Genomic DNA, 24,204 nt, shown 5'->3' on the forward strand with positions numbered 1-24,204 from the left:
GGTTTCTCCAGTGGTCAGACCACACATATCTCATTTACACTATATCACATCTTGATTCGTTGTAAAGAATTATTCTTTCAAAACAACATTGTTATTTCCTAAAAATTCACACAATGATTCCATTAGTTTGGAGCTTGGACGGATCATAAATTCACTGCCCAGCCGAAAGGTTTTTTTACTGGTTTCATAATGAAGTACAACTTGTGTTTTTCCAGTATTGCCTTTGAATAACTGTTTTAATTGATTTAATGAATGTTCGTCCTCTTTTTCCTTGACGATTTTTAGATATAAAATCGATTCCTGCTTGGCTTTTGATGTTACCCATGTTTCTATTTCAGATACCAATTGGATGACAAATTGAAGCTTATCATCTCGTTCCTCTACTTTCCCTTCGATTACTGCAAGCTTTCCATGATCTAAAAGGTGAGAATACTTTTTATATACAACTGGAAAAACGACTGCTTCCATTTCCCCGCTGGAATCACTTACATTCAAAAAAGCCATGGACTCGCCTTTTTTTGTTCGTATTTTTCGTAAGGATGTAATATAAATACCAGTTGCTTTACGATGATGGTCCGCTGATAATTCCAATAATACAAAGGCTCCAGCTTGTTTTAGTCTTGTCTCAAAAATGGATACTGGGTGATCAGAAAGGTAAAATCCTAAAACCTCTTTTTCAAAGTGAAGCTTATCCTCTAACCTGATAGGATCAACCTGTACATACTTTGGCTTAAGCTGAAATTCATCCATAAATAATTCAACTTGACTTGAATCGTCTACCTTAAATAATTGTGCGTGTTCCAGCGCTACATCCAAACTAGCGAGCAAGACAGCACGGTCTTCGTTAAATTCATCAAAACTCCCGGAATGAACGAGAACCTCCAGCGTTTTCCGATTGATGGATTTTGAGGAAACTCTTGTGCAAAAATCAAATAAATCTTCAAACTTTTTATTTTTTCTTGCTCGAAAAATTTCTTTTAATGCAGCTGCCCCAACACTCTTAATCGCAGCAAGACTATATCGGATACCGTTCTTCTCTACCTGAAAGGAATAACCACTGTGATTAATGGAAGGAAGCAGGATATCAAATCCCTTTTGTTTTGTTTCTAAAATATATTGGGCTATTTTAGCCTCATTCCCGATAGCGGAGGTAAGTAACCCAGCCATAAAATAGAGGGAATAATTCGCTTTTAAATAAGCGAGCTGGTAAGCAATCATACTATAGGCAACCGCATGGCTTCGATTAAAGCCATAATTCGCAAATCGAACAATTAAATCATAAATTTCATTCGCTAGCTTTAGGTCATACCCCTTCTTTAAAGCACCTTGAACAAAATGGTTCCGCTCTCTGTCCAAGACATCTTTTTGCTTCTTCCCCACCGCCCTGCGTAAAAGGTCAGATTCGCCTAGTGAAAAACCCGCCATGGTAGAGGCAATTTGCATAATTTGTTCCTGGTATACAATGACGCCATAGGTGTTTTCCAGTATTGGTTTCAAATCATGATGGGGGAATTCTACAGCTTGTCTTCCATGCTTTCGATCGATAAATAAGGGGATATTCTCCATTGGGCCTGGCCGATACAAGGCATTTACCGCGACAATATCTTCAAAGCGGGAAGGCTTTAACCGGGTTAATACCTTTCTCATCCCCTCAGATTCCAGCTGAAAAATTCCTGTTGTCTCTCCCCTTGCTAATAGTTGAAAGGTTTTTTCATCATTTAATGGTACCTTGTTAATTTCTATCTTCCTTCCAGTTTTCCTTTTAATGGAAGATAATATCGATTCGATCAACGATAAATTTCTCAATCCAAGAAAATCCATTTTGAGTAACCCTATTTCTTCCAGATGTTCCATAGAATACTGAGTTAAATAGACATTATTATGGCCCTTTTGAATGGGGATTAGCTCGATTAGCTGCTTGTCACTAATCACAACACCAGCAGCATGTGTCGATGTATGGCGAGGTAATCCTTCTAACTTTAAAGCTGTTTCATATAGCTTTCGATTTATGGGACTTTCTTCAATAAAGGCACGCAGTGGCTGTGATTCTTTATAAGCCTCTTCAAGATTTATTCCTAGCCGTGATGGGATACGTCTTGATAATTGTTCGAGCTCCTTGGTATTTAAGCCAAATGCTCTGCCAACATCTCTTATTGCTGCTTTGGCAGCCATCGTGCCAAACGTTACGATTTGTGCTACATGTAATTCTCCGTATTTTTGGGCAACATATTTGATTACTTCATCCCTTCGATGATCAGGAAAATCTATATCAATATCTGGCATCGAAATCCGCTCGGGATTTAAGAAACGCTCGAATAGTAAATGATGAGCTAGTGGGTCGACATCGGTAATATACAAAACATACGCAACCAGTGACCCAGCTGCCGAGCCCCTTCCAGGTCCTGTCAAAATACCCTTCTCCCGTGCATATCTCATAAAATCCCAAACAATTAAAAAATAGTTACTGAATTTCATGGAGTTGATCACAGCTAATTCATATGACAATCGTTCCCTGTATTCTTGAGTAGGGGAACCAAATCGTTCCATTAATCCTTTGTGGCAGAGTTTTTCTAGGTATTCCGCGGCTGGCTGACCAGTTTCTGTCGGAAATTCAGGTAAATAGGTTTTATTCAATTCGATATTCACCATACACCTTTTAGCGATATGAATCGTGTTCTCTAGCGCTTCTGGCATTTCAGAAAATACTTCGATCATTTCTCTTGCGGTTTTCAAATAAAATTGATCACTGCCTAACTTTTCTCGGTGATCATCTTGAAGTTTGTCTCCATTTTTGATCGCCAATAAACATTCATGCGCAAACATCTCATCTTGTTCGATATAATGAACTCTATTCGTTGCCGCCAATGGAATGTTTCGTTCTTCCGCTATCGTTTTTATCTTTCTTGTTACGATAGCTTCCTTCTCCAATTGATGATCCTGAACAGCTAGGAAAAAGGAACCTTTTCCAAAGATGAGTTGCAGTTTTTCAATTATTTCTATCGCTTGCTCCTGTTGATCATTTAGTAGATTTTGTTCAATCTCCCCTTCTATTCCAGGAGAAATGGCTATAAGACCATCTGCATAATGTTTTATCCATTTAAACGGGATACCGTTCTCTGCTTTTGTTTGAACGGCGCTCGATATTTTTAACAGGTTTTTAAATCCTTTTTCATTTTCCGCAAGTAAGACTAACGGATACGAATTTTCTTTTTCATTTTCACTTTCTACATCTACGGTTAACCCCATAATTGGTTGAATACCATGTACTATACATTGCTTATAAAATTCAATCGTTCCATGCATTACATTTCTATCTGTTAAGGCTATCGCTTTAAAGCCTTTTTTCTTTGCGTTAACGATCAATTCATTTACCGAGGCTGTGCTTGTTAATAAGCTGTATGCACTATATACATGTAGGTGAATAAAAGACATTTTTGTCCCCCCTTCCAACTAAATCTCTTATCTACATTATAGAGCCTATCGTTAAAAAAGGAAAATATGTTCTTATTTTTAAAATCATAAACATAGGTGGTTGTCCATATACATGAAACATAGGATATTTAATAAGGGTGGTTATAGTTATGAAAGAAATCGGTTTTTTTCCTACCTTTATAGAAAGCTATTTTATTGCATTAGGAGTTATTTTAGGAGGTTCTTTAATTGGTGGGATTGCCGCCTTCCTAACTGGACAACCACCACTAACTGCTGTTTACCGGCTGTCTACAGACTTAAGAATATGGGCAATTGTCGCTGCCATTGGCGGAACATTTGATGCCGTCTACACCTTTGAGAGGGGGCTATTCAATGCGGAAACAAGAGATATTTTTAAACAGCTCCTCATCATCCTTTCTGCATTAGGAGGCGCACAGACAGGAGCATTGATTATTAACTGGTTAACTCAGGAGTATATATCGTGAGAATTCCTCCCTATTATCGAAGACCTGCTTGGCAGCGCTTTTTTGCTGGTATGGTCATTGGCGGTGCAATCAGTTGGTGTATTTTCATTTATATTTTTGGTGTTTGGCAGGAGAAGCATACGGCACTGATTAATGAACAAAGTGAAAAAATTATTGACTTAGAAAATGAAAAAAAGATCTGGCAGGAAGAATATAAAGAAATAAATAAACGGGCGATTGAGCAGCTTACCATCCAAAAAATAAACGTAAAAATAACGAATTCAGAAAAATACAAACTAGACTTACTAAGTGTTTCAGAAATTGAAGATTCGGTAAAAGATGATATTAGTCTGATGATTGCAAAGGACATGGATACAGTCTATAAAAGCAAAGAATTAATCAAAAAAGTCATTCAAAATAAACCCATAAAAATACATGACAAACGGTATAAACTACAAGTAAAGGAAATGGTTATCTTCACTACCCTCTCCATTCAACTTGAAATCGAGTTTGAAAAGTAAGGCTCTTTTCTTAAACTTTGTTGCTTTCTGTATTTATTTGTTTCAATTAACAGTTCGTACACGAATTAATGCGGTATTCGGACAGCTTTGGTGTTTCCGCTGGAGTTCTAGTCCGAATCAAGGTGGTATTCGGACAGCTTTGGTAATTCCGCTGGCGACCTAGTCCGAAACAAGGTGGTATTCGGACAACTTTGGTGTTACCGCAGACATTGGTGTTCGAATCAGGTGCCCATTTAGGAACGTTTTATTATAACCTTTCGAGGAACAACAATGTTTACGAAGACAGCGAAAAATAAAAATCGGCCGTCAAAACGAGGGCCGATTTTTATTTTACAACTGATAGTTATCACATGCATCGCTAAGCTCGTTTAATACATGGTCGACTTCATCCCATGAATAGATGGATGCACCTGAAGCAAGCGGATGCCCGCCACCTTTAAACTTTCTAGCAATCCCATTAATGACTGGACCCTTGGAACGAAGTCGGACTCTGATCTGATCTTCCTCCTCAATGAAAAAGACCCATGCCAATATCCCTTTAACATTTCCTAAGGTTCCAACAAGCAAAGAAGCTTCTGATGGAACAGCTTCGTATTCTTCCAATAATTTCTTTGTAAGAACAACAGAAGCAAGTCCATTACTCTGCATATTGAAATTTTGGAGTATGTACCCGTTTAGTTTAATAATGTTGGTATCTAGCTCATACATTTTGTCAAAAAGTTCGGTACGTGAAAAATTATAATGGATGAGTTCACCTGCATAAGCAAATGTTTTATCTGTCGTACTTGGAAATAGGAATCTCCCTGTATCCCCAACAATTCCACCGAATAAAAGCCTAGCAGCCTCATCAGTTAATATTAATCCGCGGTCCTTGCCAAATAAATAGAATTCATAAATCATCTCACTGCATGAACTTGCCGTTGTGTCTACCCACAATATATCACCATACTGATCCTCGTTAGGGTGATGATCAATTTTTATTAGTTTATCCCCTAATGAATAGCGTTTGTCACAAATTCTTTCCGCATTTGCCGTATCACAAACAATAACTAAAGCCCCTTCATATACCTCATCTTCAATGGTATCAAGTCGGCGCATAAAATGGAGCGATCGCTCTTCCTTTCCAACAGCATATACCTTTTTATTCGGATAGGATGCTTTTAATATTTCTACTAATCCACATTGGGAACCATAGGCATCCGGATCAGGACGGACATGACGATGAACGATGATGGTTTCATATTGTTCAATCATTTCGATAATTTTTTCATTCACTTTTATCACCTCTATAGTTTTTAAAGGAAAGGTAGTATTTTGTTAAAATAATATGTACAATTAACTAGAGAATTTTCGACTTGGAGGAAATATTATGTCAGTTCTAGTTTTTTTTATTGTCATTCTCTTTGCTTTCTATCTTTTCTATAAAACAAAATACTTTAGAAGCCGCCGTCCGGTTGAGAAGAAATGGCTTGCTGCTAAAGCCAACATAGCACTTGGGTTGTTCGTCTGCTTATTTGGACTTAATCATTTATTTTTTATATCAGAAACGACTGTTACCTTTATCGTTTCCGTAATCTTTATTGTGTATGGCGGTGTCTTTACTTGGGTTGGACTCAAAAAGTATAAACACTATCTTCCATTCGCTGCTGAAGAAGCAATAAACGAGAGCCGCTCATCTTGAAGCGGCTTTTTTTAATTTCGATCAATCAACTGGCACATCATCATTGCTTTCCCAACTAATACACCATCATTAAAGACTTCGACGTCAACCTTTCCAAACTTACGACCGACTTCAAGCACTCTAGGATGAACTTCTAAAACACTTTCCATCTGCACTGGTTTTAAAAAGTAAATCGTCATGTTCTCAACAACTAAATCACCTTTTTTATAGCTTCTTAGGATCCTATTTGCAGCATCTGAAACAATCGTGGTAAACACTCCATATGAGATGGTTCCTAGATGGTTTGTCATTTGTGGGGTTACCTCACACGAATAGACCTCTTCCCCTTTTGCTCGTCCTCGCATTAAGACCATTTGGTTGGTAACAATATCATCTAACGTCTCGCCTACCTGTGGCTGGCGTTGATTCATTTGCAGTGCTTTTAAAACATCCTGTCTGCTTATAATCCCTTCAAGATAGTTCGAATCATCTACAACAGGAAGAACTTCGATTCCTTCCCAAACCATCATATGTGCAGTAGAAGCAACACTTGTCTTTCCAGAGACCGTCATCGGTTGTTTCGTCATGATGCGGTCAATCACGATATCCGCTTCCTGCCCCATGACATCCTTAGCTGTTACGATACCCTGGATCTTCATGTTCTGGTCGACTACAGGATAACGGCTATGAGTGGTTTCATTGTTTAAGTCATGCCACTTAGAAACCTTATCGTTTGTCTTTAGATAAAAAGTTTCGGCAATTGGCGTTAAAATATCCTCAACTAAAATAATTTCCTTCTTGATTAACTGATCATAGATGGCACGATTTATCATCGTAGCCACTGTAAATGTATCATAACTTGTTGATATTATCGGCATTTCAAGACTATTTGCTAGTTTCTTTATGTCTTCTTCGGTATCAAATCCACCGGTAATTAAAACAGCCGCACCAGCTTTCAATGCAAGCTCCTGTGCCTGTGAACGATTTCCGACAATCAATAGATTATCTGGGCCCGTATAGCGCATCATCGCCTCAAGTTTCATTGCACCGATAACAAACTTATTTAGTGTTTTATGTAAGCCAGACTTTCCACCTAATACCTGCCCCTCAACAATGTTAACCACTTCAGCAAAAGTGAGCTTTTCAATATTCTCTTTTTTCTTTCGTTCAATCCTAATCGTTCCCACTCGTTCAATCGTGCTGACATATCCTTTATTTTCTGCTTCTTTAATCGCTCGATAGGCTGTACCTTCACTAACAGTCATCGCCTTAGCAATTTGACGTACAGATATTTTTTCACCAACAGGCAATTCATCAATATATTGCAGAATCTGTTCATGTTTTGTAGCCAAGACCTTCACCCATTTCTATAACCCTTTAATAAAATTTAATCGTTATATTATTTATACCATTGTTTTAAGCAATTTCATAAATTCTTTTATAAAAATTGGAAGGGAGCCCATAATTTCAGGCTCCCTTTACAGTTATCACTAATAAGAACGTGATTTTTTGTTTATTCTTGGCTGCTGACGCCTTTTTACTGATTTTTTAGGACTATACAAAAGTGCAGTGAGATTGCCTGCAATAACAATTAATGCAAACGCAAGCCATGAAATTGTAAAGATACCTTCGAGACCTTCTGCAAATACTGTTAGTCTCGGAACAGCAAAATAGAGCATGAAACCACAAAGCAACAGGCAAAGTAAATATCGGTTATTTTTCAATTTTTTTCCCCCTTCAAAACGAACTGCTTGTTTCACTTTATGCATGGAAGGGATAAAAAAGTATTATAATTCTATGAATTCTCCAGGCTGTAACACTTTTCCATTCTTATTTTCTAACATATCAATAAAATGGGCAGGGTCCTGCTTAATTGGTGGAAACGTATTATAGTGGATCGGCACAATTATTTCAGCACCTAGTAATTTAGCCGCATAGGCAGCATCTTCTGGTCCCATTGTATAATTATCACCGATTGGCAAGAAAGCTAAATCAATATGATGCCTTTCTCCTATGAGCTTCATATCTGAAAATAATCCTGTATCACCTGCATGATAGACCGTTTTCCCTTCTGCCATAAACAGAATTCCCGCTGGCATGCCGCAGTAAACTAGTTCATTATTTGCTGTCTCATAGCTAGAACCATGAAAAGCTTGTGTCAATTTTACTTTTCCAAAATCAAATTGATATGCACCGCCAATATGCATACCATGAGTTTCTACCCCTTGCCAGCCTAGGTATGTAGAAAGCTCATGATTGGCAATCACAAGCGCATTGTTTCTTTTAGCTAACTCAACTGTATCACCGACATGGTCATTGTGGCCATGAGTTAAGATGATAACATCTGGGTTAACGTCTTCTACCTTTAAATCTGTTAATTGGTTACCGTTAATAAACGGATCAATGATAATTTTTTTGCCATTGGTTTGAATTTGAACAACCGAATGCCCATGATAGGATACCTTCATCTGCCCATCTCCTTCATAAAGTTAATAATACTTACTTCCATAAAAATATTAAAATTCCTTCATCATTTATAGCCATTTGTTGTTTGTTTTAGCACATGCTATGTTTACACTTGGTTTTAAAATTGATACGCTCTAATAGGAATTTTATTTAGGAGGAAGATTTATGAATCAACGATTAACAAAACTTCAAGCTTGGATGAAGGAAACTGGGATTGAAGTGAGCTTCATTAGTTCTACTGAGAATGTTTTTTATTTAAGCGGGTTTTTCTCAAATCCCCACGAGCGTTTACTAGGGTTAGCTGTATTCCAGGAGGAAGAGCCGTTCCTTGTATGCCCTGCAATGGAAGTAAATGATGTCAAAAAATCTGGCTGGAACCATGAAATCATCGGGTATAGTGATATCGAAAATCCATGGGAATTCGTACATACTTCCATTAATAAAAGAATCAAAAAAGTAAGTAAAGTCTCAATTGAAAAAGAACATATGAATGTAGAACGCTTTGAACTGTTAACCGCCTTATTTCCAGGTGCTGCATTTGTTTCTGCAGAAGAAAAATTAAGACAGCTACGAATGATTAAAGATGCAAAGGAATTAAAAAGTATCGAAGAAGCATGTGCACTAGCAGATTATGCAATTGAAGTGGGATGCAGTGAAATTAAAGAAGGTCGAACAGAATTAGACGTTCTCAACGCCGTTGAATATGCCCTTAAGATAAAAGGTGTAACAGAAATGTCATTTTCAACCATGGTCCTTACTGGGGCAAACGCGGCTTCTCCACACGGAAATCCTGGTGGTACGAAAATCCAAAAAGGCGATTTCGTCCTTTTCGATTTAGGTGTAGTCGTTGATCGCTATTGCTCCGATATTACAAGGACCGTTGCCTTTGGTGATATTAATGATAAACAAAAAGAAATCTATGATACCGTTCTAAAGGGACAATTAGCAGCGATTGAGGCAAGTAAACCGGGTGTTACGGCTGCAGAGGTTGATCTAACTGCAAGAAGAATCATAGCTGAAGCAGGCTATGGAGAATTCTTCCCACATCGTCTCGGGCATGGATTAGGGATTAGTGTCCATGAGTATCCATCAATGACAGAAACAAACCAATTAATGATTGAAGAAGGAATGGTTTATACAATTGAACCAGGGATTTACGTGCCAGATGTAGCAGGAGTACGGATTGAGGATGATGTGTTTATTACCGCTGAAGGAGCCAGAGTCCTAACTAAATTCCCTAAAGAACTTCAAATCATTAGATAAGAAATTTTTACCATTGAACTAAAGCTGGAATTGCAGTACTATACAAGTACAAGCTGCGTTGCTCGTAGTGATAATTAAGTTTTAACCTTTAAGCTGTAACAGGGAGTTTTACTATCGAAGCTGTAATGACAAGCCTCTGTCTATACGACAAGGAGGACATGCAGGAAGGCTTTTGCGAACACCCACTTTGAGGAGTGGTGGTTTAAAACTTTCTTATATGAGGTACGGCAAATGCGGCTCTATCTTTTTATATTTCAAAAGCCAGCTTCGTAATCGAAGCTGGCTTTATTTATAACTTGTAAGCAATTCTTGACTATAATTGTCCAAGTAATGTTTTTGTATTGGAATAATCGAGACCTTGTGCCTCTGCTACCGCTTCATAAGTTACAAAGCCGCCTAGTGTATTTATCCCTTTTAATAATGCTTCATTTTCGATGCAGGCCTGTCTATAGCCTTTATTTGCAATCTGGATTGCATATGGGACCGTTACGTTTGTTAGGGCAAAGGTTGAAGTTCTCGGTACTGCTCCTGGCATATTCGCAACGGCATAATGAACAACGCCATGTTTAATATATGTTGGGTTATCATGCGTAGTAATTCGATCTGTGGTTTCGAAAATACCACCTTGGTCAATGGCAATGTCAACTACCACACTTCCTGGGTTCATGGATTTAATTACTTCTTCTGTCACCAGCATAGGGGCTTTAGCTCCTGGAATAAGTACGGCACCTATTACCACATCTGATTCTTTTACTGCTTCCGCAATGTTGTATGGGTTAGAAATGAGGGTCGTCACTTCAGATCCAAAAATGTCATCTAACTGCCGTAGACGCTCAGGATTTAAGTCAATGATGGTAACCTTTGCCCCAAGCCCAATGGCCATTTTCGCAGCATTTGTTCCTGCTACGCCGCCGCCGATAATAGTAACAGTCCCTCTTTGCACACCCGGTACTCCAGAAAGTAGAATCCCTTTTCCTCCATGAACCTTTTCAAGAAATTGTGCACCAATTTGTGCGGCCATTCTTCCAGCAACCTCACTCATTGGTGTTAATAAAGGTAATGATTTATTTTGTAGTTGAACGGTTTCATAGGCAATTCCAACTACTTTTTTATCCATTAAGGCTTTGGTTAGTTCTGGCTCTGGAGCTAAATGTAAGTATGTAAATAGAATTAAACCTTCGCGGAAGTATTGGTATTCACTTGTAAGCGGTTCTTTAACCTTCATGACCATTTCCATTTGCCATGCTTCAGTTGCCGTTTCCACAATTTTCGCACCAGCCGAAACATAATCTTCATCTATGAATCCAGATCCTTGTCCAGCTCCTTTTTCAATATAAACTTGATGTCCAAATTTCACTATATTAAAAACCCCTGCTGGTGTCATAGCAACACGATTTTCATTATTTTTTATTTCTTTTGGAACGCCTATCCGCATATAGTTACCCCCCATGTAATTATACTTAATAGAACTAAGATAAACACACTTCCCCTGTCTATGAAAGCACTTTCATTTTACCATAATTTTATTAATAAGGCTTCAAGCTGTTCGCTATGAAGCCTGTATTTATTAAGGTATTAATAATAAGGGTAGTACGGATCTCCATAATATGGATCTCCATAATATGGAGATCCGTATCCGTATCCATATCCGTACCCTGGGCTTAATGCTGCCCCTAGTGCTAATCCTCCTAGGAATGGGAAGCCAAAGCCAAATCCTGGTCTACCAAATCCAAATCCTGGTCTTCCAAACCCAAACCCTGGTCTTCCAAATCCAAACCCTGGTCTTCCAAACCCAAACCCTGGTCTTCCAAACCCATGACCAAATCCACCAAACCCATGACCAAACCCACCAAATCCATGACCAAACCCGTGACCAAACCTTTGCTCGTTAATATCTACTGATTCCAAATAATTAGGCATTCCTTGCATGTAAATTCCTCCTCATTTTTAATCATTACACACTAAAGGATATGCAGGATTAAAAAAGGATTCTTGGGTAAATGCCCCTATAGATGAAATTTAATGGTCATATACATAGAAAAACTCGCCAATTGGCGAGCCCTTAATGTAAATCTGGTATGTTCTGCGCTGCTTCTCCGTTACTCATTTCAAAATCCTGGCCAATAAAACCGCTATTATAGGAATTCATAATTTGCTGGCTAACCTCATTTACAGCATTTTCATCAAATTCAAAGGTAAACGTTTTATTTGGATCCTGTTTAGACATGATTTCAATCTCCCTTTTTATGGACTAGTACCCCTTTATTTTTCGAAAAATTGAAACATTTATTCCTAGAAAATAATGTATAATTAAGGAAAGGAGGGATTATCATGGGTGTTAAATATGAACATATTTTAGTTGCAATTGATGGTTCAAAAGAAGCAGAGTGGGCTTTAGAAAAGTCGATTGAAATTGCTAAAAGAAACAATGCTACATTATTATTGGCACATATTATCGACACAAGATCATTTATGTTAATTGATTCCTATGACCCAGATATTGCAGAACGGGCAAACAAGCTTGCTACCGATATGCTTGAAAATTATCAAAACCAAGCATTAGAAGCTGGTGTTGCACACGTTCAATATGAAATTGACTATGGCTCACCTAAAGTAAAAATTCCTAAGGAAATGGCTAAAATACATCCAATCGATTTAATCATTTGCGGTGCTACTGGAATGAATGCCGTCGAGCGGTTCTTAATCGGCAGTGTCTCAGAACACATAACACGTTATGCCCCATGTGATGTCCTCATTGTTCGTTCACAAAAAAGCTCAAACCAAATTTGAAATAACCCGTGAATGCTTTCACGATGTGTTGTAATATAGGAATATAACTCGTCTGGGGGCTATCACATGAAAGATCATTTTACTTACAATCAACGTCTTGGCATTTCAATTCCCAATCTAGAAACAGAATGGACACGCATTAGTGCGGAAACTCAGCAGGCCATTCTTTTTCATTGGGAACAAATCCGAGGTTCCATCCCTGATCGAATTGCTGATCTTGAAAAAATAATTAATCAAAAGCAAGCCCAATTATCTGATGAAAGTAATTTTAAAATCTCATGTAAATTAAACAGCGAAATAGCTGAACTAGCTTCCATCATTAATGATTTATGGCTATGGTATCGAGCGAACCAAACCGTTTCAGAAAAAATGCACCAATAAGAAGAGCTCCCACAAGCAGTAAATGGGATTTCGTTTTGAGGTACTTTTCTTAAAGTGTATGCAGAAATGACAGTCGTTTTGGCATCATTATTGGTATATAAAAAAGTTAAACTCGCCAATTGGCGAGTTTCTTTATTAGGAATACAAAAACCTTATTTAAATAAAACCCTACTTTACTAGTGATACGGTTCACCGTATTCTATCAAAATGAGGTCTTTTGAATTTTTAAGATAAACCCTTAAATAAGATGTCTAGTCCTTAATCGTGTAACCAGCGAAAGTAAATAAGCGGAGGTTTTCCGGTTAAATGCAGAATGGAGCTCATTTCAGGGTAAATAAGCGGAGGTTTTCCGGTTACGCAAAGCAAAATCCCCCATTTTCTTATTTTTTGAGTAAATAGGCGGAATCTCTCCGTCTATTTACTCAATTTTCGGGTGCTATTTACTAAATAAGCGGAATTTCTCCGTCTATTTATTCGCTTGGGTGCTTAGGAAAACTGAACCCTATGCAGGCTGTTAGGGAGCTCTTTTCCTATAAGTCTTTTTTTATTTCTCTCACTACATGACCGATTTCAGGCAGGATTAACTTATTCATGGCTAATTTTACTGCTCCAGTAGAGCCTGGTGTCGAAAAAACCCCTTTATTTTTTACTACCCCGGCAATTGCACGTGAGAGTATAGCAGCGGAACCGATATCCTCTTGATAGCTCAACATTCTAAATAGCTCACCAAAACCAACAATTTCTTTATCTAACAAACCTTGCACTGTTTCAATGGTCACATCGCGCTTGGCAATTCCAGTGCCGCCATTTGTCAGGATGACATCAATATCTTCACGCTCACAGCCTTTTAATATTGCTTCTTCGATAGGCCCAGCTTCATCCTTCACAATGACATAATCAACAATGGCATGCCCGGCTTGTTCTAGGAATTCCATCATGAGCTTTCCACTTTTATCCGTATCCTTGTTTCTTGTATCACTCACCGTAATTACTTTACAATTTACTTTCTTTGGAGCCCCTTGCTTATGTTCCGTTGTACTCATCTTACATTTCCTCTTTCTGATTAAGGTATCGCAGCTGGTAATAGTTCTGGGCAAATTCGGTAACTTTTCGTGTTAATTGATAATTCGTCCCTGCCCCAATGGCCATACTGACCACAGGAATCCCTTGAATGATTCTTTTGCGGAACAGCATGATAACCATTGCTTTAAATAATTGTTGAATGGGCTGCTCCAGCCAAGTAACATCTGTAATTTCTTCTGTTCCTTCATAAAAATAACGATCATTGCTTGACGCCAAATCATTCATCAGAATCGCCCAGCCCTGTTTTTGTAAACGAGGTGGTAAGGTAGCTGTATGAAACACTCTTAAAGAACTCATCATCTCATATGGAGTATTAACCTCAAACCCATATGTCATGGCAATTAATTGAACCGCCCTTAAATTAATCACAGCCATTGCTGGTATGTCTGTACCTAATAGAAGCGTTCCCCCAGTTCCAGCCAAACCACCCTGGGCAAAAGAATAAAGACGATGCCGTGCAATTTGCTGCATGGCTATGTACTGTAATTGATCAATATCTAATTTCCTTAAATCCTCAATTTTTTGTAAATCCTTATTAAATACCCGTCCGGAAGCAAGGATTCTTTCCTTTGCGTCCATCTGAATCTGAGAGCCTTGAATCATACCGTGCAAATGGAATAACCAGCTGTCAATAACTGAAAAAAACTGATGTTGAAATTTTTCAGGCAATAACGCGAAAGAACGTTCTAAATATTTTTCATACGTAAGCTGCAGGTCATTTGCCTCATAGTTTACTAAATGCTTTTCCCATTCCCTAATTTCATTCAATACCTTTGTTTCCCGCTCAGATAATGGCATAGGTAATCCCTCCTCTCACTTCCACTATTTCTATCAGTATACCACAAAGAAAACCACATAAAAAACGCAAAAAGGCAAACGTCGCCTAGGACAGTCTGCCTTTTTTTAAAATTTATTCAGCTAAACGAACAACGTCGCGTGCAATCATTACTTCTTCATTTGTTGGTATTACGAGAACTTTTACTGGTGAGTGCGGATAGTTAATAAATCTTTCCTCACCTCTAATTTTATTTAAAGCTGGATCCCAATAAACACCCATAAATTCTAGACCTTTTAATACCTTTTCACGAACTACATCACTATTTTCACCAATTCCAGCAGTAAAAATAATTGCATCGATTCCATACATACGTGATGCATATGAACCAATATATTTATGAATACGGTTCGCAAAAACATCTAATGCCAATTGAGCGCGTTCATTCCCTTTACGTGCCTCAATTTCAATATCTCTTAAGTCACTAGAGAACCCAGAAACACCTAACATTCCGCTCTCTTTATTTAATACATCAAGAACTTCTTCAGCTGTTTTATTCGTTTTTTCCATAATGTATGGAATTAACGCAGGGTCAATGTTCCCTGAACGAGTTCCCATTGTAACCCCTGCAAGAGGTGTAAAGCCCATTGATGTATCAATTGATTTTCCACCCTCAATCGCAGCTATACTTGCTCCATTACCCAAATGACAAGAAAGAAGGCGAAGCTGTTCAACCGGACGCCCTAAAAGTTCAGCCGCACGCTGGGAAACATATTTATGACTTGTACCATGAAAGCCATATTTACGAATTCCGTATTTTTCATAGTATTCATATGGAAGGCTGTAAAGGTATGAACTTTCAGGCATCGTTTGATGAAAAGCAGTATCAAATACTGCAATAGCAGGAACGTTTGGAAGAACACCTTTGAAAGCCTTAATTCCTGTAATATTAGCAGGATTATGAAGTGGTGCTAATTCGGAAAGTTCTTCAATTTTAGCAAGTACCTCATCTGTTATGAGCACAGAGTCATTAAAGGCTTCTCCACCATGAACGACACGGTGACCAATTCCATCGATTTCACTAAGTGATTGAATAATACCTAACGTTGTTAATTTATCTAGCAGCATTTTAACAGCTACTTCATGATCCGGAATATCTGATGTTTCTGTAATCTTTTCATCATTGACTGAAATGGTAAAAACTGAATCATTTAAGCCAATTCGTTCAATTATTCCTTTTGTAATAACGTCTTCATTAGGCATTTCAAATAATTGAAATTTCAAAGAAGAACTACCAGCATTGATTGCTATAATTTTTGACATTTACTTTACCGCTCCTTTTATAAAACAACATCGGTTTATGAAGGTCATTTTTTCGTACAAGCTTATTTTGTGCTAACCGACATCGAATATTGCTCTCATGCATTCATTATTTCACTGAATATTTTACAATTCAAGGAGTATTTCATAAGGAAGCGCTTACGCGGACAATGTAAATCTATTCACATTATTCTAATTGTTCTCAATGAAGTAAAAAGCGATAAAACCGATTGTAGAAACCGGTTTTATCGCTTATTTTCTTGAAACCATTTTTCAATCTGCTTCAAAATATTGTCCATCTCTAGAGCATTGGTTAGGTTTGGTAAATTCACTAGTAAAGCCTGTTTTGGAGCGGAAATCCCTTCACCCTTTTTTTGCAAAATCAAAATACTTTTAGCTGCATTTTTATTTTTGAACATACTTATTGGTAATTGAAGTACGCCCTGGATAATGACCTCTTCTTTAAAAAATTCACGAAGCTGACCTGATTGGTCACTGTCAAAAAGTCCATTGGGAATGACAAAAAATAAATATCCTCCCGGCTTCGTGTGGCGGACACTTTGCTCAATAAATAAATGATGAGCATATGAGTGACCTTCAGCCGCTTTTAATTGGTAATCTAATGCGCGAACATCATTAGGATAGTATCCTACTGGTAAATCAGCGATTACCGCATCGACTGGGTCAATAAATAAAGGTTCCAGACTATCTTGATTAAAGAACTCAATCGGATGCTCTTGTAAATTCGCATTCACATACGCAAGTTTTAACAACAGATCGTCAATCTCAACACCAATCGATTGCACAGTTTTTTGCAATTGGTTTAAAACGGTTGTTACTAAATTCCCTGTGCCAATAGCAGGATCTAGCAAACGAAAGGATGGCTGCTGCATAAATTTATCCACAAGATAACTGATTAGCATCCCTACACTATCGGGCGTCATTTGGTGGTTAGGCTGAACATTTTCTTTCATCCCTTTTAAAATCACGAGCTGAAAGGCTTTCCGAACTTCCTCCTTAGTAAAATTGCCCAAATTAACTTCTGCGTATTGCCTTTTTAATCTTTTTTCCGTAAGTTCACTAACTTCATCCTGAAGAACCGAGCCATGAAATAAATTTTCTCCTGTTTCGGCTAATGCTTCTAAATATGTACAAGATAGTTCTTCCTGCAAAACCAGAGCTGTTTCATTAAATAAAGTAAAAAGCTGCTCTACTGGAGCAATTTTCATATAACTATACCTCCTAGACAAAGAAAAAGGCCTCATCCATTGACGAGGCCTTAATCGCCATAAAATTTACTTTGCATTTCTTGCAGCTTCAAGTGCTGCTTCATAGTTCGGGTGATTGGTTGCCTCGCTTACATATTCCACATACGTAACGGTATCACTAGAATCAACAACGAATACAGCACGAGTCAATAAACGTAGTTCTTGAATCGTAACACCATATGCTTCACCAAAAGAAAGGTCACGGTGATCAGATAATGTTTGGACTTTTTCAATACCAGCTGCTCCACACCAGCGTTTTTGTGCAAAAGGCAGGTCAACGCTAATCGTTAAAATTTTCACGTCACCTAAACTATTTGCTTCTTCATTAAAACGACGTGTTTCTGCATCACATACACCAGTATCCAAAGAAGGAACAGTAGTGATTAAACGAACCTGACCTTTTGTATTTCCTAGCGTTACAGGTGTTAGGTCATTTGCTAATACGCTGAAATTAGGAGCTTTGTCTCCCACCTTTACTTCGTTGCCTAACAATGTTACTGCATTCCCCTTAAAAGTTACGTTTGCCATGTTAACATCCTCCTTTATCGTTTGAACAAAAGCGAAATAGTTCGCCTTCAGCACAATTATGTACAGTGTTAATATATCTTTTCAGAATTGTTTTTGCAATGATTTAACCTTCACAAAAAAGTTAATCTCCCTTTATTTGAGGAAGATTAACTTATATACCTATATATCAAATTCTTGTTTAGAAGATTCGCTATGTTTGGGTTGATGGGACCCTTGCCCTGAGCCCTGCTGTTCATTCTTTTTCGAGAACATTTGCTGAATCTTATCTACTGCTTGCGGAGCCATTTCTAAAATCTTCTCATATAGATGGGTACTTTCATCGAGATGAAGCATTTTTACTCCCTGAGAATTGACGATTAAGAAAGCAATCGGAGTAATCGAGACTCCTCCACCGCTACCACCGCCAAATGGTAGTTTTGGTGAACCTTGACCTTGTCCATCTTGACCTTTCGATTGAGTGCCATCAAGCTTAAACTCACTACCACCTGCAGCAAATCCAAATCCTACTTTAGAGACGGTAAGGATAACACTTCCATCAGGAGTTTCCACAGGATCACCAATGATTGTATTTACGTCAATCATTTCCTTTAAACTTTCCATAGCTGTCGTCATTAAACCTTGAATTGGATGTTCAGACATGGCTGTTTCCTCCTCTTTTAAACGGTATTAGTTTTTTCCTTCGAATTGGCAGTATTCTTTTTGAAGTTCGGACGTCCGCCCTTCCAGAATTTAATAAGTTTTAATCCTGCTAGAATAGCATACCCGATACGAAACTGAAAAATACATGTAAGTCTAGTTTGAATGATCGCTAATTGAAAATGAGGAGTAACCGACATTGTCGGCATTTCCTTTAGTTTTAAGAAATGACTTAAAATGCCTATTATACTTCCTTTTATGGTCCAAATGGCTCCGGTCATCACACCGGTATGAGCTGCATCACCCACTCCGACCAACGAATGCCATTCAAAATGCTTTACTATTATTCTTTTCATGAATTTCTTTAAGATAACATTCATATTAATGACATGCTGGAGGATTTCTTTTGTGTTGCTCAAATAAGTTATAATATCATCTTTCTTAATTTGTTCTACTTTTGTTGGGGCTCCATTTTCACTTGAATTCTCCTTTACGACAATACTTGGTGAATTATCATCAATTTTAATAAGTGGAAAATTCTTTTTAAACTTTATTAAACCAAACCAGACGCTAAACTCGACAGTTAAGTCATCATTGTCATTATGATGATAATAATTAAAACGAATGGTAACTTTCGAACAAATGATTAGGAATAATAAAAGAATAATAAAAATGAGTACTGCTAGCAGCCAAACCAATTATTTCCACATCCTTTCAGCCTATTAGTATCACCTTTAGTGAAAAAAATAAACCCACTAACGTGTAGTTAGCAGGTTTAAAATTATCTTTCTACATGGATCACCGAGGTGTCTGTAAATAGATCGTGAAGACCTTGTTTTTTCGGAAGAAAAGCGACAATGATATAACCTACAACTACTGTTATAGAAATAAACCGTCCAATCCATTCCCGAAAAAGAATCGTACCCCATGATAATTTCTCACTCTTCAAATCAATTACTTTTATCCCGAATACCATTTTTCCAAGAGTTTGATTAAAATATTTAGTCATTAATACGAAATATAAATAAAATATGATTGCTGACGCAATTGAAATTGGAGCAAACATATTAAATTCAGCTAACGGGATCTCAAGCATTCGAAAAATAGGCTTGATAAGTAGGCGCTCTATACTTCCTACAACAATTAAATCTAGCAGGTAGGCCCAAAATCGCATCCAAAAACCAGCGTAACGAATTGAGGGATTACTCTCACCAGTCGTTTCCATTGTTTCTGTATATGTCTTATGATTTGCCACCAACTGATTCTCCACAGCGTTCTCACAATTATTTTCTTCTATTGTATTCAAGCTTTGATTTTCATTTTCCATTCGTAATCCCCCCTACTCTGCATACAAATACATTAGACGTGGAGAATTAGGTCTTGATAAAATTTCCATAAGTCCGGTCATCTCGCTATCAGCACCGAATACCTTTTGAACTTTTAAATTTAATAAAGAACCAAATCCAATCGCATCCGTATAGCGAACAACCTTTGCATCCTTAAGCTTCTCTTGTTCCATCATCTGCTGTATTACATCGTCTAAATATCCAAAGCCATCAATTAAGTTTAACTCTTTTGCTTGTCTGCCATCGTATATTCTTCCATCAGCGATTTTTTCCACCTGTTCTACTGGCATGTTTCGTCCTTCAGCTATTACTTTTACAAAGCCTTCATATGAATTATCAATCATTTTTTGGAGAATTTGCCGTTCTTCGTCGGTCATTTGTCGTGTCGGGCTCATAATATCCTTGTATTGCCCACTTTTGATGGTAACAAAATCCACTCCGTACTTTTCAGCCAATCCTTGATAATTAACTCCTTGCATAATGACTCCAAGTGAGCCGGTTAGTGTTTCTTCACTGGCAAAAATCTTTTTAGCTGGAGCAGAAATATAATACCCCCCGGAAGCGGCCATTGATCCCATCGAGATATAAACTGGTTTTTTTGTTTCCTTTTGAATTTCAACTAGCTTATCATGAATTTCAGCACTTTCAACAACACCGCCGCCAGGTGAGTTAATCTTAAGGATAAGCCCTTTTACCGTGCCATCCTCTTTTATATAGTCTAATTGCTTCATGAATCCTTGATGACTGTATCCTGCAGACTGAAATAGTGATCCAGCACTATTCGTATCTTGGATGACACCGTCGACATCAAGTACAACAATTTTTTTCATTTCATTGCCTTCCTCAATTACTTCCTCTGTAAAAGGAAGCTCGGCTGCCGCTAAAAGCTCTCTAAAATCTGTTTCTACCCCTTTAAATGCAAAGGCTGATAAGAAATTAATCATGACCGATACAAAAAATAATGCCGTCGCAATCCCAAGGGCTGCCCATCGTTTCCCATTCATGTAGTAATCCTCCTAAAATAATCTAAATAATTTTTTTATAATTGGTTGTGTTAAAGGTAAATGTTGATTTTTGCGGAAGGCGCGAGACTCCTCGAAAATGCTATCGCATTTTCTTCGTGCGTGGGCAGATTCGAGGATGTAAATCAATGTCCTGCAGGAGGACGGGACAGGGGAGACCCCGCAGGCGCTTTAGCGCCGAGGAGGCTTCCCGAACCGCCTGCGGAAAGCGAAGCGCCTGGAGCACAAATCAACAGCCTAGTTTAAAACATCACAGCCATATAATTTAAGTTTGTTTTACTATCATGCTAAAATTAATGCAGACTACCTAAGTTTATCAAAAGTAAAAGCCTAATGGACAAACTTTACAAATTATTAATCAAAAAATGGAGGGCAATATGAGACAAAGGCGTAATATTTATTTTTATCATCATTTGGATAAAGAAATGTTGGATAAAGTAGGCAACTTAGATCAATCAGCAAAGCAGTATGGTTTAACCATTGTTGATGACCACCGGAATGCCAATATTATTGCAAGCATCGGTGATGATGGGACTTTCCTTCAAGCAGTAAGGAAAACTGGTTTTCGTGATGATGTACTTTATTGTGGAATCACAACAAAGGATAGTTTAAGTATGTATTGTGATTTTAAAATTAATGATTCCTCAAAATTGGTAGAAGCTGTATCGAAAGTCGAGACTGTTACCAATGATGATTTAAAGGTGCGGCGTTATCCCATCATCGAAGTGATGGTCGACGGCCAAGGAATATTTCCTTGCCTGAATGAGTTTAGTATTCGCTCATCCATCATTAAAACACTTGAAGTAGATGTTTTTATTGATGAACTACATTTTGAAACCTTCCGTGGAGATGGATTAATTGTAGCTACCCCAACAGGAAGTACGGCATACAATAAATCTGTTAATGGCGCAATAGTGGACCCATTAATTCCATGCATGCAGGTGAGTGAAGTGGCATCTATTAATAATAACAAGTATCGGACATTAGGTGCACCATTTGTTATTGGCGGCAAACGTTCCCTTTCACTCGAAGTTATTTCCGAAGGCAATGAACACCCAGTAATCGGCTTAGATAATGAGGCATTAAGCATACGTATTGTTGATAGAATTAAAATCAGACTCAGCGATAAAAAAATTAAAACCCTGAAGTTAAAAGACAACTCCTTCTGGGAAAAAGTAAAGAGAACTTTTTTATAAGTCAAAAGGCTGTCGAAAATTTCGACAGCCTCTTTTTTCTTACTTATTGGTAATGGATTGTAACTCCTGCTGGCGGAGTTCAATCCGGCGTATTTTCCCTGAAGTTGTTTTTGGCAGTTCAGACATGTATTCGATTTTTCTTGGATATTTATATGGAGCAGTAAGTGTTTTCACATGTTCTTGAAGGTTTTTTGTTAATTCAGGATCATTCGCATCGACATCCTCTTTTAATACAACAAATGCCTTTACAATAAAACCACGAATTTCATCAGGGCTTGCCACAACCGCACATTCTTTAACAAAAGGGTGTTTTACCAGTGCATCCTCTACTTCAAATGGACCAATGGTATAGCCAGAGCTGATAATGATATCATCACTTCGTCCTTCAAACCAAAAGTATCCATCTTCATCCATCTTTGCCTTATCGCCCGTTACATAATAATCACCACGGAATTGCATCGCGGTTCGTTCTGGGTCCTTATAATAACTTTTAAATAAAGCAGGTGTTTCGACGTGTACTGCGATGTCCCCCACTTCGTCCACTGAACAGATTTCACCTTCTTCATTAATGATTTCTACGCGATTACCAGGTGTTGGTCTACCCATTGAACCAGGTTTTAACTCCATCCCTTTCGTAACACCAACTAACAAAGTATTTTCAGTTTGACCGTAGCCGTCACGGACCGCTACTTGAAAATGTCGCATAAACGTATCAATTACCTCACGATTAAGGGGTTCTCCAGCTGACACTGCACTATGAAGGCTAGGCAATTTGTATTCATCAAGGTTTTCTACTTTCGCCATTAATCGATATTCTGTAGGAGTACAGCAAAGGACGTTTACAGAGTATTTCTCTAGTAGACTTAAATACTTTTGAGGCTCAAACTTCCCATTATAGACTAGCCCCGTTCCTCCAGAGCCAAGAACAGATAAAAATGGACTCCAAATCCATTTTTGCCAGCCAGGAGCTGCGGTTGCCCAAACGGTGTCACCATCTTCAATACAAAGCCATTTTGGTGCGGCCGTTTTTAAATGAGCAAATGCCCACCCATGGGTATGGACAACACCTTTTGGATTCCCGGTTGTTCCAGATGTATAGGATAAAAAAGCCATGTCCTCACGAAGGGTATCAGCAAGCTCAAAGTCTTCTGAGGTTGTTTTCATTTCTTCTTCTAAATGGACCCAGCCCACCTTCTTCTCTCCAACTGAAACTTTTAAAAGTGGTTGTGGGCTGATAATATTTTCAAATTGATCTACAAACGGATAATAGCTAACGACAGCTTTTACATCTCCATGTGTAACACGATACTGAAGGTCCTTTTCACGCAGCATTTCTGAACTTGGAATAACAACCAGTCCAGCTTTTAAAGCAGCCAAGTAAACAACATAGGCTTCCACAAGTCTTGGAATGATAACTAGGACAACATCACCTTTTTTCAAGCCATTTTGTGTGAAAACATTTCCCGCACGGTTTACATTCTTTAATAATTCTTCATATGTAACCTGTTTCATTTCGCCCGCTTCATTTTCCCATTTTAGTGCTAATCTGTTTGGGTCTTTTGCAAATCGTTCTACTTCAGATACAAGATTGTACTTTTCTGGTGCAATTAATTCTTCGCGATTCATGTTTCTCCTCCTCACCCAAAATAAAATGATCTCAACTATTATTATACAAAATTATTCTCAAAATTTAAAATTATTATTTTCAGGTTATAGTATCTGGTCATAAAAAACGCTAGGTCCGCCTGCGCTGGTCACAAAAAAGAGAGAGCGGGATGAATCCCACTCTCTGTAGCCATATTATTTATTTATTATCGTGAATATCCGCCGCCTAATTGAGACTCAGCCATTGCGACTAAACGCTTAGTGATTTCACCACCAACAGAACCGTTAGCACGTGAAGTTGTATCTCCACCAAGTTGTACACCAAATTCAGTAGCAATTTCGTATTTCATTTGAGAAAGAGCTTGCTCTACACCAGGTACAACTAATTGATTTGAGTTGTTACTTGCCATGTGATTATCACCTCCTTGTGAGTATAGAATGTGTAATA

General features: G+C 38.0%; 26 protein-coding genes and 1 other RNA gene. 8 read left to right on the forward strand and 19 right to left on the reverse strand.

Translation table 11 applies throughout. The annotated features are described in order from the left end of the window. Positions 1-69: 69 nt before the first annotated feature. The gene (dnaE, locus tag BLR86_RS05750; protein ID WP_090759192.1) at positions 70-3,432 is read right to left on the reverse strand and encodes a DNA polymerase III subunit alpha; all 3,363 of its coding nucleotides are present in this window, start codon (positions 3,430-3,432) and stop codon (positions 70-72) included. 149 nt (positions 3,433-3,581) lie between these two features. Between dnaE and BLR86_RS05755 the strand changes: the two genes are divergently transcribed. Beyond that, positions 3,582-3,917: a sporulation membrane protein YtrH gene (locus BLR86_RS05755; RefSeq protein WP_045524254.1), complete on the forward strand. Its 336-nt coding sequence runs from the start codon at positions 3,582-3,584 to the stop codon at positions 3,915-3,917. Then, the gene (ytrI, locus tag BLR86_RS05760) at positions 3,914-4,417 is read left to right on the forward strand and encodes a sporulation membrane protein YtrI (RefSeq protein ID WP_090759193.1); all 504 of its coding nucleotides are present in this window, start codon (positions 3,914-3,916) and stop codon (positions 4,415-4,417) included. Before BLR86_RS05755 ends, ytrI begins: the two co-directional genes overlap by 4 nt. 330 nt (positions 4,418-4,747) lie before the next feature. Here the strand turns inward: ytrI and BLR86_RS05765 are convergent, their stop codons facing one another. Then, a complete protein-coding gene (locus BLR86_RS05765) occupies positions 4,748-5,692 on the reverse strand; it encodes a DHH family phosphoesterase (RefSeq protein ID WP_090759195.1) in 945 nt (314 codons plus the stop codon). 94 nt (positions 5,693-5,786) lie between these two features. On the opposite strand from BLR86_RS05765, the gene BLR86_RS05770 reads away from it, so the two are divergent. Then, on the forward strand, positions 5,787-6,098 hold the full coding sequence (locus tag BLR86_RS05770) for a YtpI family protein (protein ID WP_090759197.1): 312 nt from the start codon (positions 5,787-5,789) through the stop codon (positions 6,096-6,098). 11 nt (positions 6,099-6,109) lie between these two features. Here BLR86_RS05770 and BLR86_RS05775 read toward each other — a convergent pair whose 3' ends face one another. The 3 genes from BLR86_RS05775 to BLR86_RS05785 all read right to left on the reverse strand — a co-directional run bounded on the left by BLR86_RS05775 (position 6,110) and on the right by BLR86_RS05785 (position 8,545). Then, a complete protein-coding gene (locus tag BLR86_RS05775) occupies positions 6,110-7,429 on the reverse strand; it encodes a CBS domain-containing protein (protein WP_090759199.1) in 1,320 nt (439 codons plus the stop codon). 138 nt (positions 7,430-7,567) lie between these two features. Then, positions 7,568-7,801 (reverse strand): hypothetical protein, encoded by a 234-nt coding sequence (locus tag BLR86_RS05780; RefSeq protein WP_254782237.1) that lies wholly within the window; start codon positions 7,799-7,801, stop codon positions 7,568-7,570. 63 nt (positions 7,802-7,864) lie between these two features. After that, the gene (locus tag BLR86_RS05785; RefSeq protein WP_090759203.1) at positions 7,865-8,545 is read right to left on the reverse strand and encodes a metal-dependent hydrolase; all 681 of its coding nucleotides are present in this window, start codon (positions 8,543-8,545) and stop codon (positions 7,865-7,867) included. Between the two features lie 163 nt (positions 8,546-8,708). Here BLR86_RS05785 and BLR86_RS05790 point away from each other — a divergent pair, with 163 nt between their 5' ends. Together BLR86_RS05790 and ssrS are read left to right on the forward strand one after the other, a co-directional pair. Next, positions 8,709-9,806 carry a M24 family metallopeptidase gene (locus BLR86_RS05790; protein WP_090759205.1) on the forward strand — a complete coding sequence of 366 codons (1,098 nt, stop codon included), beginning with the start codon at positions 8,709-8,711 and terminating at the stop codon, positions 9,804-9,806. A gap of 47 nt (positions 9,807-9,853) precedes the next feature. After that, positions 9,854-10,050, forward strand: a non-coding RNA gene (gene ssrS / locus BLR86_RS05795) — 6S RNA. Between the two features lie 69 nt (positions 10,051-10,119). Here the strand turns inward: ssrS and ald are convergent. The 3 genes from ald to BLR86_RS25925 all read right to left on the reverse strand — a co-directional run bounded on the left by ald (position 10,120) and on the right by BLR86_RS25925 (position 12,033). Beyond that, the gene (gene ald, locus BLR86_RS05800; RefSeq protein ID WP_090759207.1) at positions 10,120-11,241 is read right to left on the reverse strand and encodes an alanine dehydrogenase; all 1,122 of its coding nucleotides are present in this window, start codon (positions 11,239-11,241) and stop codon (positions 10,120-10,122) included. A 140-nt stretch (positions 11,242-11,381) separates the two neighbouring features. Next, the gene (locus BLR86_RS05805) at positions 11,382-11,699 is read right to left on the reverse strand and encodes a hypothetical protein (protein ID WP_090759452.1); all 318 of its coding nucleotides are present in this window, start codon (positions 11,697-11,699) and stop codon (positions 11,382-11,384) included. A gap of 169 nt (positions 11,700-11,868) precedes the next feature. Next, positions 11,869-12,033 (reverse strand): hypothetical protein, encoded by a 165-nt coding sequence (locus BLR86_RS25925; RefSeq protein ID WP_175492790.1) that lies wholly within the window; start codon positions 12,031-12,033, stop codon positions 11,869-11,871. Between the two features lie 104 nt (positions 12,034-12,137). On the opposite strand from BLR86_RS25925, the gene BLR86_RS05810 reads away from it, so the two are divergent. Both BLR86_RS05810 and BLR86_RS05815 read left to right on the forward strand, forming a co-directional pair. Continuing rightward, complete coding sequence (locus BLR86_RS05810; RefSeq protein WP_090759209.1) at positions 12,138-12,596, forward strand: universal stress protein; 459 nt, start codon at positions 12,138-12,140, stop codon at positions 12,594-12,596. Positions 12,597-12,662: 66 nt separating this feature from the next. Beyond that, a complete protein-coding gene (locus BLR86_RS05815) occupies positions 12,663-12,977 on the forward strand; it encodes a hypothetical protein (RefSeq protein ID WP_090759211.1) in 315 nt (104 codons plus the stop codon). A gap of 530 nt (positions 12,978-13,507) precedes the next feature. Here BLR86_RS05815 and BLR86_RS05820 read toward each other — a convergent pair. From BLR86_RS05820 to sppA, 9 genes are all read right to left on the reverse strand, one after another. Further along, positions 13,508-14,020, reverse strand: coding sequence for a MogA/MoaB family molybdenum cofactor biosynthesis protein (locus BLR86_RS05820; protein ID WP_090759214.1), 513 nt, complete (start codon positions 14,018-14,020; stop codon positions 13,508-13,510). A gap of 1 nt (position 14,021) precedes the next feature. Beyond that, positions 14,022-14,858, reverse strand: a complete 837-nt coding sequence (locus BLR86_RS05825; protein ID WP_090759216.1) for an EcsC family protein — start codon at positions 14,856-14,858, stop codon at positions 14,022-14,024. Between the two features lie 112 nt (positions 14,859-14,970). Next, positions 14,971-16,158, reverse strand: a complete 1,188-nt coding sequence (locus tag BLR86_RS05830) for an acetate kinase (RefSeq protein ID WP_090759218.1) — start codon at positions 16,156-16,158, stop codon at positions 14,971-14,973. Positions 16,159-16,400: 242 nt separating this feature from the next. Next, positions 16,401-17,384 (reverse strand): class I SAM-dependent methyltransferase, encoded by a 984-nt coding sequence (locus tag BLR86_RS05835; RefSeq protein ID WP_090759220.1) that lies wholly within the window; start codon positions 17,382-17,384, stop codon positions 16,401-16,403. A 66-nt stretch (positions 17,385-17,450) separates the two neighbouring features. Further along, positions 17,451-17,951, reverse strand: coding sequence for a thiol peroxidase (tpx, locus tag BLR86_RS05840; protein ID WP_090759222.1), 501 nt, complete (start codon positions 17,949-17,951; stop codon positions 17,451-17,453). A 159-nt stretch (positions 17,952-18,110) separates the two neighbouring features. Further along, positions 18,111-18,590 (reverse strand): GerW family sporulation protein, encoded by a 480-nt coding sequence (gene ytfJ / locus BLR86_RS05845; RefSeq protein WP_090759223.1) that lies wholly within the window; start codon positions 18,588-18,590, stop codon positions 18,111-18,113. Between the two features lie 17 nt (positions 18,591-18,607). After that, positions 18,608-19,285 (reverse strand): DUF2953 domain-containing protein, encoded by a 678-nt coding sequence (locus BLR86_RS05850; protein WP_090759225.1) that lies wholly within the window; start codon positions 19,283-19,285, stop codon positions 18,608-18,610. Positions 19,286-19,368: 83 nt separating this feature from the next. Further along, positions 19,369-19,812, reverse strand: a complete 444-nt coding sequence (locus BLR86_RS05855) for an RDD family protein (RefSeq protein ID WP_175492804.1) — start codon at positions 19,810-19,812, stop codon at positions 19,369-19,371. Between the two features lie 114 nt (positions 19,813-19,926). Then, positions 19,927-20,937: a signal peptide peptidase SppA gene (gene sppA, locus BLR86_RS05860; protein WP_090759229.1), complete on the reverse strand. Its 1,011-nt coding sequence runs from the start codon at positions 20,935-20,937 to the stop codon at positions 19,927-19,929. 395 nt (positions 20,938-21,332) lie between these two features. On the opposite strand from sppA, the gene BLR86_RS05870 reads away from it, so the two are divergent. Then, a complete protein-coding gene (locus BLR86_RS05870; protein ID WP_090759233.1) occupies positions 21,333-22,151 on the forward strand; it encodes an NAD kinase in 819 nt (272 codons plus the stop codon). Positions 22,152-22,190: 39 nt separating this feature from the next. On the opposite strand, the gene BLR86_RS05875 is transcribed toward BLR86_RS05870, so the two are convergent. Beyond that, entirely contained in the window at positions 22,191-23,777 is a 1,587-nt protein-coding gene (locus BLR86_RS05875; protein ID WP_090759234.1) for an acyl-CoA synthetase MbcS, read from the reverse strand. Between the two features lie 185 nt (positions 23,778-23,962). Next, positions 23,963-24,166: an alpha/beta-type small acid-soluble spore protein gene (locus BLR86_RS05880; protein ID WP_090759235.1), complete on the reverse strand. Its 204-nt coding sequence runs from the start codon at positions 24,164-24,166 to the stop codon at positions 23,963-23,965. Positions 24,167-24,204: the final 38 nt, after the last annotated feature.

It is taken from the genome of Bacillus sp. OK048 (genome assembly GCF_900103525.1).
GTDB lineage: Bacteria > Bacillota > Bacilli > Bacillales > Cytobacillaceae > Neobacillus.

What these genes read in the sequence shown, in the direction of transcription:
- dnaE (WP_090759192.1), bottom strand. Translation starts at nt 3,432, where the DNA reads ATGTCTTTTATTCACCTACATGTATATAGTGCATACAGCTTATTAACA.
- BLR86_RS05755 (WP_045524254.1), top strand. Translation starts at nt 3,582, where the DNA reads ATGAAAGAAATCGGTTTTTTTCCTACCTTTATAGAAAGCTATTTTATT.
- BLR86_RS05770 (WP_090759197.1), top strand. Translation starts at nt 5,787, where the DNA reads ATGTCAGTTCTAGTTTTTTTTATTGTCATTCTCTTTGCTTTCTATCTT.
- BLR86_RS05785 (WP_090759203.1), bottom strand. Translation starts at nt 8,545, where the DNA reads ATGAAGGTATCCTATCATGGGCATTCGGTTGTTCAAATTCAAACCAAT.
- BLR86_RS05790 (WP_090759205.1), top strand. Translation starts at nt 8,709, where the DNA reads ATGAATCAACGATTAACAAAACTTCAAGCTTGGATGAAGGAAACTGGG.
- ald (WP_090759207.1), bottom strand. Translation starts at nt 11,241, where the DNA reads ATGCGGATAGGCGTTCCAAAAGAAATAAAAAATAATGAAAATCGTGTT.
- BLR86_RS25925 (WP_175492790.1), bottom strand. Translation starts at nt 12,033, where the DNA reads ATGTCTAAACAGGATCCAAATAAAACGTTTACCTTTGAATTTGATGAA.
- BLR86_RS05810 (WP_090759209.1), top strand. Translation starts at nt 12,138, where the DNA reads ATGGGTGTTAAATATGAACATATTTTAGTTGCAATTGATGGTTCAAAA.
- BLR86_RS05815 (WP_090759211.1), top strand. Translation starts at nt 12,663, where the DNA reads ATGAAAGATCATTTTACTTACAATCAACGTCTTGGCATTTCAATTCCC.
- BLR86_RS05820 (WP_090759214.1), bottom strand. Translation starts at nt 14,020, where the DNA reads ATGAGTACAACGGAACATAAGCAAGGGGCTCCAAAGAAAGTAAATTGT.
- BLR86_RS05825 (WP_090759216.1), bottom strand. Translation starts at nt 14,858, where the DNA reads ATGCCATTATCTGAGCGGGAAACAAAGGTATTGAATGAAATTAGGGAA.
- BLR86_RS05830 (WP_090759218.1), bottom strand. Translation starts at nt 16,158, where the DNA reads ATGTCAAAAATTATAGCAATCAATGCTGGTAGTTCTTCTTTGAAATTT.
- BLR86_RS05835 (WP_090759220.1), bottom strand. Translation starts at nt 17,384, where the DNA reads ATGAAAATTGCTCCAGTAGAGCAGCTTTTTACTTTATTTAATGAAACA.
- tpx (WP_090759222.1), bottom strand. Translation starts at nt 17,951, where the DNA reads ATGGCAAACGTAACTTTTAAGGGGAATGCAGTAACATTGTTAGGCAAC.
- ytfJ (WP_090759223.1), bottom strand. Translation starts at nt 18,590, where the DNA reads ATGTCTGAACATCCAATTCAAGGTTTAATGACGACAGCTATGGAAAGT.
- BLR86_RS05855 (WP_175492804.1), bottom strand. Translation starts at nt 19,812, where the DNA reads ATGGAAACGACTGGTGAGAGTAATCCCTCAATTCGTTACGCTGGTTTT.
- sppA (WP_090759229.1), bottom strand. Translation starts at nt 20,937, where the DNA reads ATGAATGGGAAACGATGGGCAGCCCTTGGGATTGCGACGGCATTATTT.
- BLR86_RS05870 (WP_090759233.1), top strand. Translation starts at nt 21,333, where the DNA reads ATGAGACAAAGGCGTAATATTTATTTTTATCATCATTTGGATAAAGAA.
- BLR86_RS05875 (WP_090759234.1), bottom strand. Translation starts at nt 23,777, where the DNA reads ATGAATCGCGAAGAATTAATTGCACCAGAAAAGTACAATCTTGTATCT.
- BLR86_RS05880 (WP_090759235.1), bottom strand. Translation starts at nt 24,166, where the DNA reads ATGGCAAGTAACAACTCAAATCAATTAGTTGTACCTGGTGTAGAGCAA.